12 protein-coding genes and 1 tRNA gene are annotated in these 14,798 nt (G+C 64.0%); 5 read left to right on the top strand and 8 right to left on the bottom strand.

Annotated elements, in window-relative coordinates; genetic code table 11:
* The first annotated feature begins 24 nt into the window (after positions 1–24).
* Complete coding sequence (gene bcsA, locus CFR78_RS02345; RefSeq protein ID WP_110580971.1) at positions 25–4,596, top strand: UDP-forming cellulose synthase catalytic subunit; 4,572 nt, start codon at positions 25–27, stop codon at positions 4,594–4,596.
* Positions 4,597–4,716: 120 nt separating this feature from the next.
* On the opposite strand, the gene CFR78_RS02340 is transcribed toward bcsA, so the two are convergent.
* The 3 genes from CFR78_RS02340 to CFR78_RS02335 form a co-directional block, all read right to left on the bottom strand.
* A tRNA-Ser gene (locus tag CFR78_RS02340) sits at positions 4,717–4,806 on the bottom strand.
* Positions 4,807–4,961: 155 nt separating this feature from the next.
* A complete protein-coding gene (locus CFR78_RS16195) occupies positions 4,962–5,123 on the bottom strand; it encodes a hypothetical protein (RefSeq protein WP_156953916.1) in 162 nt (53 codons plus the stop codon).
* Positions 5,124–5,183: 60 nt separating this feature from the next.
* Positions 5,184–5,519 (bottom strand): hypothetical protein, encoded by a 336-nt coding sequence (locus CFR78_RS02335; protein ID WP_034933366.1) that lies wholly within the window; start codon positions 5,517–5,519, stop codon positions 5,184–5,186.
* Between CFR78_RS02335 and CFR78_RS16190 the strand changes: the two genes are divergently transcribed.
* Positions 5,518–5,754 (top strand): hypothetical protein, encoded by a 237-nt coding sequence (locus CFR78_RS16190; RefSeq protein ID WP_156953915.1) that lies wholly within the window; start codon positions 5,518–5,520, stop codon positions 5,752–5,754. The two genes, CFR78_RS02335 and CFR78_RS16190, sit on opposite strands and share 2 nt — an antisense overlap.
* Before the next feature lie 86 nt (positions 5,755–5,840).
* Here the strand turns inward: CFR78_RS16190 and CFR78_RS02330 are convergent, their stop codons facing one another.
* The 3 genes from CFR78_RS02330 to CFR78_RS02325 all read right to left on the bottom strand — a co-directional run bounded on the left by CFR78_RS02330 (position 5,841) and on the right by CFR78_RS02325 (position 7,772).
* Positions 5,841–6,026, bottom strand: a complete 186-nt coding sequence (locus CFR78_RS02330) for a hypothetical protein (RefSeq protein WP_007399855.1) — start codon at positions 6,024–6,026, stop codon at positions 5,841–5,843.
* A gap of 112 nt (positions 6,027–6,138) precedes the next feature.
* Entirely contained in the window at positions 6,139–6,273 is a 135-nt protein-coding gene (locus CFR78_RS16535; protein ID WP_258365839.1) for a hypothetical protein, read from the bottom strand.
* 335 nt (positions 6,274–6,608) lie between these two features.
* On the bottom strand, positions 6,609–7,772 hold the full coding sequence (locus tag CFR78_RS02325; protein ID WP_051672173.1) for a lytic transglycosylase domain-containing protein: 1,164 nt from the start codon (positions 7,770–7,772) through the stop codon (positions 6,609–6,611).
* A 346-nt stretch (positions 7,773–8,118) separates the two neighbouring features.
* On the opposite strand from CFR78_RS02325, the gene CFR78_RS02320 reads away from it, so the two are divergent.
* On the top strand, positions 8,119–9,387 hold the full coding sequence (locus CFR78_RS02320) for an O-antigen ligase family protein (RefSeq protein ID WP_034932909.1): 1,269 nt from the start codon (positions 8,119–8,121) through the stop codon (positions 9,385–9,387).
* 193 nt (positions 9,388–9,580) lie between these two features.
* Positions 9,581–10,960 (top strand): lipopolysaccharide biosynthesis protein, encoded by a 1,380-nt coding sequence (locus tag CFR78_RS02315; RefSeq protein WP_007399862.1) that lies wholly within the window; start codon positions 9,581–9,583, stop codon positions 10,958–10,960.
* A gap of 150 nt (positions 10,961–11,110) precedes the next feature.
* Here the strand turns inward: CFR78_RS02315 and CFR78_RS02310 are convergent, their stop codons facing one another.
* Positions 11,111–13,270 (bottom strand): TonB-dependent receptor, encoded by a 2,160-nt coding sequence (locus CFR78_RS02310; protein WP_110580970.1) that lies wholly within the window; start codon positions 13,268–13,270, stop codon positions 11,111–11,113.
* 68 nt (positions 13,271–13,338) lie between these two features.
* A complete protein-coding gene (locus CFR78_RS02305; RefSeq protein WP_223846515.1) occupies positions 13,339–13,806 on the bottom strand; it encodes a DUF2946 domain-containing protein in 468 nt (155 codons plus the stop codon).
* A gap of 579 nt (positions 13,807–14,385) precedes the next feature.
* On the opposite strand from CFR78_RS02305, the gene CFR78_RS16530 reads away from it, so the two are divergent.
* Positions 14,386–14,787, top strand: coding sequence for a TonB family protein (locus CFR78_RS16530; RefSeq protein WP_240471491.1), 402 nt, complete (start codon positions 14,386–14,388; stop codon positions 14,785–14,787).
* Positions 14,788–14,798: the final 11 nt, after the last annotated feature.

Here is a 14,798-nt window from a genome sequence, read left to right as displayed (position 1 = left end):
TTCAGGTCGGTCTGGTTATAGAACATGCTCAGGGAATTGTGGCTGAAGTGGGGCGGAGAGGCGCTGTTGACCACGCCGCGGCGGCAGGCCTGGCTTATCGCGCTGCTGATGGTGGTGGGTGCGGTACTCTGCGTGTCCGTTGGTGACATCACCCTTGCGCCAGCCGAGCAGGCCTATATCTCGATCGGCACGATCACGCTTTTCTTCATCCTCAACCGCAGGCCGGGGCGGCACATCACCTGCATTCTGATGATGCTGTCGCTCTTTGTTTCCTTCCGCTACCTGATCTGGCGGCTGGGCAGCACGGTGGAGTTTCATGGACCGTTGCAGGTTGCCATGTCGCTTGCCCTGCTGGGGGCGGAAGGCTACGCGCTGTCCACCCTGTGCCTGAGCTATTTCCAGATGTCGTGGCCACTGGGCCGCAAGCCGCACCGCCTGCCCGATGACCCGGCGGACTGGCCGATGGTGGATGTCTATGTTCCATCCTACAACGAGGACCTGGAACTGGTCCGCTCCACCGTGCTGGGTGCGATGGACCTGCACTGGCCGGCGGACAAGCTGAACGTCTACATCCTTGATGATGGCCGGCGGAAGGCCTTCCGGGACTTCGCGGTGGAATCGGGCGCGGGTTACATCATCCGCGCCGAGAACAACCACGCGAAGGCCGGTAACCTCAACCATGCCATGAAGATCACGAAGGGGGAGTTCGTGGTCATCTTTGACTGCGACCATGTGCCCACGCGTTCCTTCCTGCTCAAGACCATTGGCTGGCTATGGGCGGACCCCAAGCTGGCCCTGCTGCAGACACCCCACCATTTCTATTCCCCCGATCCGTTCCAGCGCAATCTGGCCGCGGGCTATGACGTGCCGCCCGAGGGCAACATGTTCTATGGCCTGATACAGGACGGCAATGATTTCTGGGATGCGACATTCTTCTGCGGTTCGTGTGCCGCCATCCGCCGTTCCGCCCTGCTCAGCGTGGGTGGTTTCGCAACCGAGACGGTGACGGAGGATGCGCATACCGCGCTCAAGATGCAGCGCAAGGGCTGGGGCACCGCCTATCTGTGCCAGCCGCTGGCGGCGGGCCTTGCGACCGAGCGGCTGATCCTGCATATCGGCCAGCGCGTGCGCTGGGCGCGTGGCATGCTGCAGATCATGCGGCGGGACAATCCCATGCTGGGGGGCGGCCTGCGGTGGGAGCAGCGGCTGTGCTACCTGTCGGCCATGTCGCACTTCCTGTTTGCCATTCCGCGTGTGACCTTCCTTGTCTCGCCGCTGGGGTTCCTGTTCTTCGGGCAGAACATCATCGCGGCTTCGCCCTTTGCCATCATGGTCTATGCGCTGCCGCACATCTTCCATTCCATCATGACGCTTTCACGCATCGAGGGGCGGTGGCGCTATTCCTTCTGGAGCGAGATCTACGAGACATCGCTCGCGCTATTCCTGATCCGCATCACCATCGTCACCCTGCTCCAGCCGCACAAGGGCAAGTTCAACGTGACGGACAAGGGGGGGCTGCTGGCGCGGGGCTATTTCGATTTCAGCGCGGTCTATCCCAATGCGATCATGGCCATCATCCTGTTCGGGGGCATGGTGCGGGGCATCTGGGGCATGATCTTCCAGTATCACCAGAAACTGGCATTCCAGTCCTTTGCGCTCAACACGCTGTGGATCACCGTCAGCCTGATCGTGGTGCTGGCGTCCATCGCGGTCGGGCGTGAGACGCGGCAGATCCGCCACAAGCCCCGTGTCCGGGTCAAGCTGCCGGTCGAGGTCTGCTTTGCGGATGGCAGGGTATTCCAGGCGCACACCACCGACATCTCGCTTGGTGGCGCGGGTGTGACCATGCACCTGCCCGAACAGATCGAGACCCCGGTGGACATCACGCTGCGTTACAGCAAGCCCGATGACGGAATCGATATTGCGGTACCCGCGCGCATTCTGGGCCAGCAGCGTGGCTCCTGGCTGCACCTGCAATGGAAGCTTGATACCCTGGAAGAGGAGCGCGAGGTCGTAAGCCTTGTATTCGGGCGCAGCGATGCCTGGCATAACTGGGCCGATTTCAAGGATGACCGACCGTTGAACAGCATCTATCAGGTCATAAAAAGTATAGGTGGGCTGCTTGCGCCGCCCTATCTGTGGAGCCTCCCGTCAAAGGGGCAGGAAGAAAGTAGCGAAAGCGTGCACAAGGAAGAAACGCTGGAAAAGAAAAGCCTTGTGATTCCACCCGTGCCCCACAGGCTCGGCACTGGCATCATCATGCTGCTGGTGGGTGCCATGCTGGCCGCCATTCCGGCCCGGGCACAGATGCCGCCCGGCTACAGCCATACCGGCGTCTCGCACCTGACCCCGCTGGGAGATACCAATAGCGGTGACATCCCGCCCGCCACCGATACCCTGGACCAGAAACTGGCCGACCGGGTGGCCGATGCCGAAATTACGCGCACCATCGCGTTCCGTGACCTCAGCCGTTTTCCCGGCCCGCTGACGCTGCGCGGGTTTTCCCCCCTGCAGGGGGTGGATGTGGTGGTGCCCGCCAACCGCGTCGTAACCCATGCCACGCTGCACCTGTCGGGGGCGATTTCGCCCTCGCTGCTGCCAGAAGCCACGGCCATTACCGTGACCCTGAACGAGCAGTATGTCGGCACGATCCGCATCGATCCGGCCCATCCCACCTTCGGGCCGATCGAATTCAGCATAGACCCACTTTATTTTACCGGGGACAGCAAGCTCAATTTCCGCTTTGCCGGGGAATACAGGCGGGACTGCAACGACCTGTACAATGATGTCCTGTGGGCGCAGATATCCGATCAGTCCACCATCACGCTGACCACCGCGCGCATCGAGCCGGTGCGCAGCCTGAGTCGGCTGCCCACGCCCTTTTTTGATTCCAACCTGAAGGTTGCCATGCGGGTGCCCATGGTGCTGCCGGGCAGTGCCATGGCGCCTGAAGTCCTGCGGGCAGGGGGGCTTGTGGCGTCCTGGTTCGGCAGGCTGGCCGATACGCGGCAGCTCACCTTTCCAGTTGCGCGCACCCTGCCCGATACGGGCAACGCCATCGAGATCGGCCCCCGGATTGCGATTGATGACCGGGGAACCCCGCCATCAGGCCCGACCCTGTTCGAGATTGCCAACCCGAACGACAAATGGGGCACCATCCTGGTGGTGACCGGCCGCACGCCGGCCGAAGTGGAGGTGGCGGCCAGGACGCTGGTTTTCTCCCCCGATACACTGGGTGACCTGCCGGGCGCGGTGGTGGAGGATGTGACCCTGCGTCCGCGCGTGGCCTATGATGCCCCGTCTTTCATCCCGACAGACCGTCCGGTCCGTTTTGGCGAGCTGGTGACGGCAGGCGACCTGCAGGCGGGCGGGTTTGCGCCCGATACCCTGCATGTGCCCTTCCATCTGCCGCCCGACCTGTACACCTGGCACCGGCTGCCGTTCCTGATGGATCTGTGGGTGCGTGCGCCGGGCAATCCGGTGGTGGACATAGCGGCTTCGCGCCTCGATGTCAGTGTGAACAATACGTATATCCAGAGCTATTCGCTGCTGAACAACAACCTGTGGCGTATCTGGTCCGAACGGATGGTGACCGAGCATGCCGGGGCCGTGGGGCATGTCACGGCCATTCCGCCATGGCTGCTGTTCGGCCAGAATGACCTGCAGTTCCAGTTTGATACCCGGCCGGTAGAGCGGGGTGCATGCCGCCGCACCCCGGATTCCCCGCATCTGGAAATCGATTCCGATTCCGTGCTGGATTTCCGGCGTGGGGTCCACTTCACCGAACTGCCCAACCTGTCCTATTTCGCTGAAATCGGCTTCCCGTTCTCCCGCATGGCGGATCTGGGGGAGACGACGGTCGTGCTGCCACCCGCGCCCGATACCGATACGATCGGCGCCTATTTCGACCTGATGGGTTTTTTCGGATCGGTGACATGGTATCCGGTATCGGGCATCCACCTGGCCACGACGGAAGATATCGCGCACACGCCGCCCGAGGGTGATGTCATCCTGCTGGCTCCGGTGGGGCAGATGGGAGCGGCGGCGACACTGCTTTCGCGCTCGGCCTACCGGATTGATGGCGACCATATCCGTGTCGGGCAGCAGACGGGGCTGCAGGGCATCTGGTACATCTTTCAGGATCGCGACGGCAGTGGCCTGCGCAATGGCGTGACGGCCAATCTGGACATGCCGGTACGTAACGCCGCGTTGATGATCGGCAGCGAGTCCCCCTATGCCAGCCACCGTTCGGTGCTGGCCCTGGTGGGGGATAATGGCATCCGCATTCACGAACTGGTTGCCAGCCTGCATGACCCGAAGGTCCTGCCCACCATACAGGGTGATCTGGTGATCAAGAACGGCGAGCATTTCACCACGTATCGCACATCGCCCACCTATACCGTGGGGCATCTGCCATGGTGGATGTGGGTGGACTGGTTCCTGTCGCGCCATCCAATGCTGATGTATCTGTGTGGTGTGACGGGCGCGGTCATGCTGGGTACGGGGGCATGGCTGTGGCTGCGCGCCCGCGCGCGCCGGCGTGTGAAGGCACAGGAAAAGCTGGATGAGGAGACCGCGCGGGGAGAACACCATTGATCCCCGCCGGGGCATGCCGGGCTGCCGCGCCATATCGGGCTGCGGACAGATACATGTCACGACCGCCCCATGCGATGAGGGGGGAGGACCATGCCGTTCAGTCTGATTTTATGGGACATATGGCGGAGAGGGTGGGATTCGAACCCACGGTACGCTCACACGCACGGCGGTTTTCAAGACCGCTGCCTTCAACCGCTCGGCCACCTCTCCATAGGGTCTGTTTAGCCAGCTATTCCGCCGCCGTCTAGGGGTTCGGTTACACAAAAACCGCTGTATTCAGGCACCTGCGCCACCGCATCGGTGGCCGCCCGTTCCTGTCGTCATGAACGGCGAGCGCTGGTCTTTTGCTCCTGCGGGCATGGGGATCAGTGATCGGTATGGGGGCCACGGCTCCAGTGCTGGTGCGTGTTGCGATCCCGGCTGTCATTTTCATGCCAGTAGACCGGATGGTCATGACCCGGGTCGTGGCACCCGGCTACAAGCATGGCCATAATAAGGGATACGTACAGTCTGGTCAGGCGTGTCATCGCCACCTCCCGCGAGTGTGGCCACAACGCGGACAGGGGACGGGTGTTGCGGGCGCGTGATCAGTTCTTTTGTCCCTGCCGCCATGCCCCATGCTGCACCATGCACTGGGCATAGAAATTGCGTCGTGACGCCAGACTGACGCCAACGGTCGCGGATTGTGAGGAGACGTTCCCCAGCCCCTGGGCCGCGCATTGTGCATCGATGTCGCGGTAGGCACTGCCATTGCTGTCCATGGCTGGCGCGTAGCCGCGTATATGGCCCATTTCCGTATTGACCTGGGTATGGGAATGGGGGCGGATATTCATGTTGATACGATGGGTACGGCTTTGTGCCCCGGTCGGGTTGATGGCGGTGCCCAGCATGCATAAGGCAAGCAGCAGGCGGATCCTGAACATGGTTTTCCCCGTGAATATGGACAAAGGCCCGGCGGTCTGTGACGCCATGCGGTTCCATGCCGCCGGTCAGGCCGGTTGCAGGCTATTTCTGTTCAAAAAGCGCCGATCCAGCCTGTACGTGATGGGCCGTACTGATGGTGGGATAGCTCACGGCCACGGCTGCCAGCAGGGCGAGTCCCAGGAAAACAATCTTCTTCATCATGCCGCCATTACTTTTAATGAGAGGCAATACTGAAACCCGCCGCGTATCAAAAAGATGTCCGGCAGCTAACAATTTGTGTCAGCCGGATGAGAAATTATTTATATACCGCAGGCTACCGGCTACCAGCCCATCGTACCGGGGCCGCTCCATCCGCCGCCCAGACTGCCCCAGTCCCCCTGTGGTCCGCCGTTTGTGTGGTCAGCGGCGGCGCGTGAATTGCGGTCCATGCGGGGATCACGATCAACGCAGGCGGCCAGCCCGGCAGCAAGGCCAAGAACAACAAGCAGGGCTGGAAACGGGCGCATGGAAGCCTTTTACGGTTTGCACAGCTACGGAAAACCCGCGCGCGGCAAGCCTACAGACCCGGCACGGGGAAGGAAAGCCCGCCCTATGCGGACTTTCCCCCGCACTGTCAGTTCATGAAAGGAAAATGAGCGCGGTAGCCACGGCAAAGGCCGCGGCAATCATGGCGGGCCCCATGATATCCCAGCTTTCCGGTTTTCCTGTGCGATATGTGCCCGCATGGGCCGTGCGGCGCATGGTGGTGTGCATCTGATCCTCCCCCAAAGGAGTGAATGACCGGCTTTTACCAGAAGGCGAGTGAGAGCCACAGCACCAGTGTCAGAAGAACCATGCCGATTCCGACAAGATCCATTGCCCTGATGGCTGAAGACCGGTCTGGCCCGGTCGATGCGCGGTAACGTGTTCCCATAACCATGGCAACCTCCTGCCGGGCATGAACAATCATCCCGGTCTGCCAGATATGGGATGGGGCCGTCCGTGCAAAAGGCAGTCAGGACGGAAAAGGGCATGCGCGGCATTTTTTCCGTTCACGATACCGGCATCACGCGATCAGGACCGGTATGCCGCCATTTTCAGCCATGCTTTCACGTATGGGCCGCAACCGTGAAGCAGGCCATGGCATGGGCATGCAGTGTCTGGCAGGTATCGGATGCCTCCGATGCACCAAAGCCGACCAGGCGGGCACGATACAGTACGCCTGACGCCGCCGGCACCGGCATGACGATCGCCGCCAGCGCGGCCGGCCGGGCACCGATCAGCAGGCGGGTGCGCGCCAGTGCCTGCCGGGCCTCGGCATCGGTGGAAAAGGCGCCGACCTGCACGCCCCATGTTCCGTTCCCGCCCGCACCCGCGTTGTAGTGCACGGCCTGAATCACGGCGGGGCGGTAGGCCGTGTCGGGCACGGGGGCCGGCACGACCCGGTCGGGCAGGACGGTATCCTGCGCCATGGCCCTGTCCGTGTCATTCACGGTCCGGGACGGCTTCATGTCATCTCCCGCATCGCCATGGGGGGTATCCTGATCCATCAGGCAGGGGGCCGTGGGGTCATAGGCGGCATCGGCATTGCGCAGGCAGCCATCCGCCGTGCGCGACAGGGACGGCGTTGCAGCCGCGGGCGGGGCATGGGCCGCGTTCATGTCCGCGCCATCGGCCCGGGCCAGCATCGTGGGGCCGCTGGCGGGGCTGCCGGTCAGGCCCGGCGGCAGGTCGGGGCCAAGGCCGGGCGTGATGGCCGCCACATATTCCATGGTCTCGGCAGGAAGGGGATCACCGTTCTGGCGCCATGCGGCGACACGCTCGGGGCCGGCATTGTAGGCGGCCAGGAAGTCCGGCGTGCCGAAGCGGTCATACATCTGGCGGATATATGCCGTGCCCGCCATGATGTTGTCATGCGGTTCATACGCGTCATCCCCCAGTGCGTACTGGGCCTGCATGTCGGCATAGGTTTCGGGCATGAGTTGCATGAGCCCCATCGCCCCGGCGCCCGATGTTGTCAGCTGTCCGTCCAGATACTGCCTGCCGCCCGATTCCTGCTGCATCACCGCGCGGATCCATGCGGTCGGGACCGAAAAGCGGGTTGCGGCTTCCTGTATGTAAGGCCCCCACGGGTCATCCGGCGTGCCGGGGGCCACGTAAATGCGTGACTGTCCCGTTACGGTCGGACCACGGACAATGCCCGAAGGCGCTGCCGTACAGCCGGCCAGCGCCAGTGCGGCCAGCGCCACCAGTCCCGCTTTGTAGTCGCGCATTGCCGTAAGTCTCATCATTCTGCTGTGGGGCCGTGATCCGTTTATATAACAGGCTGTTTCAAAATCCTGCCCTGCAAATGTCTGGCAAATCATAAAGAAGTTTTTGGTGAAGCTTTTTTCAAAAAGCTTCGAAGCATGCTGCCTTTGTGAAAAAAAGGCAGCACCAAAAACTTTTATCTTTTTATATCAAGGCATTATTTTGACGCGCCACAATACGATTTGAATGCAGCCGACAGGACTTGCCAGATGGCCCGCATGGCTGGCAGGAGGGGGCCAGCCCGGCGCCTTGCCGGGCAGGCACACAGGGCGCCAGAAAAGCCGGAGCGTGTGCACGGGGAGGGGACGGATGCGGCAGGTCGAGTGGTGGATGCTGCGGGTTGCGACCGGCCTTGTGCTGCCCATGCCTCTCCTGCTGCTTTATGCGCTGGCCCCGGCGGAAATCGTGATGACGGCGGTGGCCATCCTGTTCGTGATCCATTGCGTGCTGTGCCGTCACTGGAACTGGCTGTGGCAGGGCTGGGTGCTGGTGGCGGCCCTGCTGTGGGGGGATATCGTGCTGTGCGCGGGTCTTGCGGATGGCGCGCGCGGGGTGCTGCACGCCGCGGGTTTCAGCCGGTATTTCGTGTTTGTCGCGGCCCTTCAGGCATGGGTGCTGCCGTGTGCGGCAGTACGGCGGGTCCTGGCGCGCGCCTATGGGCTGGTAGCGCTGTGGCTGGTTGCGGGGTGCTGGCAGCAATATCTGTGCGGGCGGAATTTCATGGGATATGGCCGCTGGGCGGATGGTGCGCTGCTGGGGCCGCTATGGGCGCCACGCGCGGGGCATGCGCTGGTCATGACCGCCCTGCCGGGGCTGTTTCCCTACCTGATCACGCTGTCGGGGCGTGCGGGCGGGTATGGACGGCTCAAGGCGGCGGCCCTGCTGCTGGGGCTGGTGCTGACCATGGTGCTGGTGGCCCAGCGCATGCCGCTTTTGCACATGCTGGCCGCCATGGGGGTGGTGGGCCTGCTGGTGCCACGGCTGCGGGCGGGCATGCTGGCGGTCGGGGTGCTGGGGGCGGGGGGCATTGCCCTGTCGCCCCTGCTGGCGCCCCAGGCCTATGACAAGCTGGTCGTCAACCTTGTCACGCACCTGCATGACTTTGCCGACAGCCCGTATGGCATGCTGTTCATCCGCGCCGGGGTGATGATTGCGCGGCATCCATGGTCGGGGCTGGGATTCGACGGCTTCCGCCATGCCTGCCCGGACCCGGCCTATTTCCATGGCCTGCCCGGGCTGGGGGTGGCGGAAGGCCCGCATGGCGGTGCCGTGGGGTGCAACCTGCACCCGCACAATTTCTATCTGCTCATGGGCACGATGGGGGGGCTGCCCGCGATGGGGCTGTTTGCCGCGCTGGCCGTGTGCCTGCTGGTTCCCATGTGGCGCGGGCTGGTGGGGGCGCATGACCCGTGCCGGCTGATGCTGGCCATTACGGCGGCGCTGGTGCTGTGGCCGGTCCAGTCCACCAGTTCGCTGCTGACACAGCCCACGGCGGGGTGGATGTTCATGGCCATCGGGTGGGGGCTGGCGGCCGCGCCAGTTGCCTCTCAATTGCAGTTCATGCGCGGCAGGGACTAGCACCGGCCGCCGGGGCGCACTAAGGTGCCGCATGACATGGGGCGTATGGAACCGGAACAGTGCGGGCGCAAGCCGCGTGGGCCGGGTCAGGTACGTCTGCAGCAAGGGAGCCTGCGCTATCGTTTTGGCCTGTTGTTCTAAGGAAACGTGTCCGGGGCCGGCCCGTGCGCGGGTTTTGTGCGCGTGACCGTTCATGTCCACTGACGAACGCGATGCGCTCAAGCGTATCTTTGGCAATACCGGCTTCCTGATTGCCGGGCGCGCGACCAATGCCATCTGCAGCTTCGTGTATGTGGCGTGGGCGGTGCGCGCGCTGGGGCTGCGGCAGTTTGGCGTGCTCATGCTGGTCACCACGTTTGCCGCGGCGGTATCGGCCGCCACGCATCTGCTGTCCTGGCAGCCGCTGCTGCATTACGGGACCGATCCCTTCACCAATGGCAGGCGGGCCGAGTTCTCGCGCGTGCTGGCGTTCTGCATCCGGGCCGATTACCTGAGCGGGGGCGTGGGCTGGCTGGTGGGCACGGTGGGGGTGGCGCTGTTCGGCACCTATATGGGCTGGCCGGTGGGGGACCAGGGGGCGGCCATGCTGTACATGCTGACCATCGCGTTCATGAACACAAGCTGGTCGGCCGGGGTGTTCCGGCTGTGCAATTCCTTCTGGCTGACCATGCTGACCGACCTGTCGGGCGCGCTGGTGCGCACGGTGGGGTCGGGTATCGGTTTTTTCTGCCATTTCGGGCTGGATTATTACCTGCTGGTCTGGAGCCTGACCCAGCTTGTCATGTTCATCAGCAGCACCGCGCTGGGCTGGATGCAGGTCCGGCGTTCGGGGGGGACGTCGGGTTTCAGCCTGTTTTCACGGCTGCGCGCGGGCGATGCGCCGGGGATCTGGCGCTTCACGCTTTCCACCAGCTGCAACCACCTGCTGGGCTCGGTCTTCAACCAGTTCGGCACGCTGCTGGTCGGTGGCGTGCTGGGGCCTGCGGATGCCGCCGTCTACCGCGTCTCCCGCCAGATTGGCGAGGGGATTGCCAAGCCCGCCCAGCTTATGATGCCCGCCCTTTATCCCGAACTGATCCGCCTGCGCGAAAAGCAGGACTGGTATGGAATCAAGCGCGTGGTGCGCAAGCTGTTCCTCATGATCGGGGGGTTCTCCATCCTGCTCATGGGGGTGGCGATGGTGCTGGGCAACACGCTGCTGACATGGATGCTGCATGTGCACTGGCATGGCGGGCGCTCGCTGATCATGCTGATGCTGGGCAGTGCGATACTGGGGCTGGGCGTCGTGCCACTGGAACCGCTGCTGACGGTGATCGGCCAGGTCTCGCAGGTGCTGAAGGGGCGCATCATCGTGACCCTGACCTACCTGCCGCTGGTCTACGGCATGACCATGGCGTGGCATCTGGAGGGGGCGGCGGCGGCGGCGGACGTGGCGGCGCTGATCATGCTGTGTATCTGCCTGCGCCCGGTCATTGCCTGGTTCCGCCGCGTGGCCCCGGGCCGCAGGCCGCCCCATGATGATGCCGCGCCTGTGGTGGTGCCTGGCTCCACGCGGGAGGGGACGGGTCTGTAACCGTCCCCCCGTTGCGAGAACAATAAAAGTTTTTGGGTGCCGCCTTTTTTCAAAAAGGCGGCGTTTTCCGAAGCTTTTTGAAAAAAGCTTCACCAAGAACGTCTTTGGTTGCCTGCGGCCGCGTTTCGCGGGCCGCTTTTTTATATTCTCCTAGAAACTGGCCGTAAGGCTTACATTGAACGACCGCCCCATGCCCGGCAGGGCGCGCAGGGTGCCGGTGGCCGCGTCATCTGCCAGCGACCAGCCGCCCAGCGGCAGTTCGTATTTCTGGTTCAGCACGTTGTCGATGCTGGCATCCAGCGTCATGTACCGCCAGTGATACTGCCCGCCCAGGCCCAGCAGGGCATAGCCGGGGGTGCGGGGTTCATTACGCACCCAGTCCACGCTGTCCTTGGCCTTGACGAAGGTCATTTCCACCCGGCCGGTCCAGTTCCGCCACGTCTCATGCACGGCCACGCTGCCGTTGGTGGGCATCTGGTGGTACAGGGCCGCGCCATTGGTCAGGTCCTGACCGCGCACCCAGTTGATGTTGGCCACGATTTCCCCGCGTCCGAAACGGGTGTTCTGCCACAGCCGGTAATTGCCCGAGCCGTTGATGCCGTAGCTCTGCGCGTTGTGGTTGACGAAGCCCAGCGTGTAGAAGCCGTTGCTGGCGGCAGCCAGGCGCTGCGCGTTCACGTAATTATGGGTGTAGGTGTAATAGGGCTGGATTTTCAGGTCCCACCTGTCGCCATCGGGGTCGTGCCAGTCCGCGGTGACGGAGGCGGTATTGGCCACCTCGGGCTTCAGGTCCGGGTTGCCCACATAGCCATTCCCGTCGCCAAACCAGTTGATCATGCTGCTGACCATGGCCGAGCGGCCCCATGCATAGCGTTCATACAGGTTGGGGGAGCGGGTCTTGCGTGCGTAACCGCCCTCGATCGACAGGTCGCGCCGGGGCTTCCAGCGCACCAGGGCCGTGACATCGAAGTTCACGTCCGTGCGCCCCCGGTCGGTGGCGTTGAAGGCGTTGGCGGCGGCAATGTTGGCGTTGCTCATCATGGACGGGGTGGAGGAATAGCCTGATACCGGCCCCGTATTCATCATGACCAGGTCATTGCGGAAACCCAGCAGCGTGGAGACGCGCGGGGTCCAGGCCGCTTCCCATTCCACAAAATGGCCCAGCCGGTCACGGTGGCCGTTATTGATGCTGTGATAGGTGTCCGGCCCCATCATCATGCTGCCCGCAACCGGCGGCCACCAGTCATTCAGGCCGGAATGGTCAAACGAACTGCCCAGCCGCAGGGTATGTCTCTCCCCCAGCGGGATCGTGGCCTTCAGGCTGTAGCCGGCCATGCGGGCATTGGTGTTCATGGGCATGTGGGTGGTCTTCTGCCGGTCGGGCAGGAAGTCCATGGCATGGTCCTCGCGCTGCCAGTAGCCGCGCGCTTCCAGTGTGCCCCAGTCGAAGGTGCCGACATACTTGCCGTTCACGAAGGTGGAGCGGTTGTTGGTCATGTCCATATACTGGTTGGCGAAGCCTTCATGCGGTGTGTCCTGCTGGCCGAAGGTCAGGGCCAGCAGGTGGTTGTCCTTGTGCATGCCAAAGGTCACGGCATGGTTGTAGGTCAGGTAACTGGTCGAGCGGACCGTGCCCGCATCGCCCCCGCCGCTATAGTCGCCCGCCTGCGCGTAGGAGGCATTGTAGCGCAGGCTGAACATGTCGTTCGCCACCGTAAGGCTGCCTGACGCGCCATAGCCGCCGCCATTGCTGCGATAGGTGCCGGTCACATGGCCGGTGACCAGTATCCTGCCGTGTTTTGCAAATTGCGGGTCGCGGCGTTCCACATCCACGGTGCCGCCGGTGCTGTCACCGCCCATGCTGACCGGCGTGATGCCGGCGATGGCGGTGGCGGTATCGACGCTGTCCGGGTCGATGAAGGACAGGGCGGGGTTCATATGGTTGGGGCAGCCCGAGGCAATGCGCACGCCATCGACCACGGTGGCCACCCGGTCATCCGCCATGCCGTTGAGCACCGGCAGCGCGGCCAGGCCGCCTGCGGCATAGGTGCTGACACCGGGCTGGTTGCGGAACAGGCTGGCCGCATCCGGGCTGCTCAGGCGGGCGCTCGTGCGGTCGATGGTGGAAGGGCTGCTGGCCGAAAGCGGGCGTTCGCCCATCGGGGTGTCCTCGGCCGTGTCCTCGATCGACAGGCCGGGCAGGGTTACGGTGGTCTCGGCATGGGCGGCAAGCGGATGCAGGCTGCCGGCCAGCAGCCAGCCACCCGCCACCACGGCCAGGGGCGTGGGCGTTTTTTTGATGAAAGTCACTTTTCATGTCCTGAACGGAAAACGGAACGCGCATGCCCATGCGGGCATGCGACAGCGCATGACGGGGTTCAGGAAACGGAAGGTGGCCCGCGTGACGGGGGCAGCCCCAGCGGGGCGGTGGGGGGCGCACGGGGCTGGCGTGGCTCATGGCGTGCATGGGCCCAGGCCACGGGGGGCAGGGGCAGGAAAGGCGCCATGGCCAGCGCAAGGGTGGGCAGGTGCAGAAGCGGGCAGAGCGGGCAGCCTTCGGCATGGTCATGCCCGGTATGGGGCATGGGCGCATGCGGGTGGGCGGCCATCGCGCCCGTCATGGCATGATGGGCGGGACCCATGTCCATGGCGGGCATGGCGGTTGTGTGCCTGACGGGGGCGATATCGATTCCCGTCAGCCGCATGATGGTGCCGCGGGGCAGTTCCCCCGGCAGGCTGCGGCTTTCGATCAGCAGTTGCCCCCACAGCCCCATGCACGCGCACAGCACCATGATCCAGCGGATCACAGGCATGTCCTGCATGAAGGGGTGGCGGGCGTGGCCCATGATTGAACTGGTACTTTCCGGTTGTAAGATAAGACGGTAACAGGTGTGTGTTGTCAGGGGTGCGCCCCGTTTTGTCAAATGACAAGACTGCCCGCCCCGCCGCCCGTAGTGGATGAAACCGTGACGCAACAGCAAGACAGGATGGCAGGCAGGCTGCTTGTGGACCATGCCACAGGCACACGTCGGGGCACGGCCCGGCTGGCCGTGGGGTGGGCGGTACTGCTGGCCGTGCTGGGTCATGGTGTGGTCGCCGCATGGCTGCTGCCCGGCCATGCGCCACTGCCCGCGCCACCGGGCGAAAAAACCGGCATCCAGGTCTTTTTTGACCGGCCGGTGGTTGCACCCCCGCCCGAAACGCCTACGCCTACGCCTACGCCTACGCCTACGCCTACGCCTACGCCTACGCCTACGCCTACGCCTACGCCTACGCCTACGCCTACGCCTACGCCTACGCCTGCGCCTGCGCCTGCGCCTGCGCCTACGCCTGCGCCACAGCCTCCGGCTTCCCCGTCGCCTGCCGTGCGGGTCCCTGCCGCACGCATGGAGGTAAAAGACCAGAAGCCTCCGGTTCCCGCACCCATGCAAAGGCATGTCCTGCCCCCATCGGTCCGCTCATCCGCCGTCGCGGCACAGGCTGTTCCTGGTGCTGGCGCCCCGGCCGTGGCGGGTCCCTCCGGCGCGGTGGCGCAGGGGGCATCTGCCGCGGCAGCCCCGGCCGTCCCGTCAAAGCCACGCTGCACGCCCCCCGCATGGCGGTACCCGGCAATGGCCCGGCACCTGCATGAGGAAGGCAGTGCCCTGGTTGACGTGACCCTGGGGGCGCAGGGTCAGGTACGGCAGGCCAGCCTGCACAGCAGCACCGGCTACGATGATCTTGACAGCACGGCGCTTGCCGCTGCCCGCAACATCAGTTGCACGGGAAGCGCCAGCACGCTGGCAGGCATGCATGTTCTGCTGCCCGTCACGTTTCACCTGCACTGAAGCCGCCATCA

The organism is Komagataeibacter rhaeticus (genome assembly GCF_003207855.1).
GTDB lineage: Bacteria > Pseudomonadota > Alphaproteobacteria > Acetobacterales > Acetobacteraceae > Komagataeibacter > Komagataeibacter rhaeticus.
Note: the sequence above shows the minus strand (reverse complement) of the source record. Positions and strands in the feature narration are given on the sequence as shown.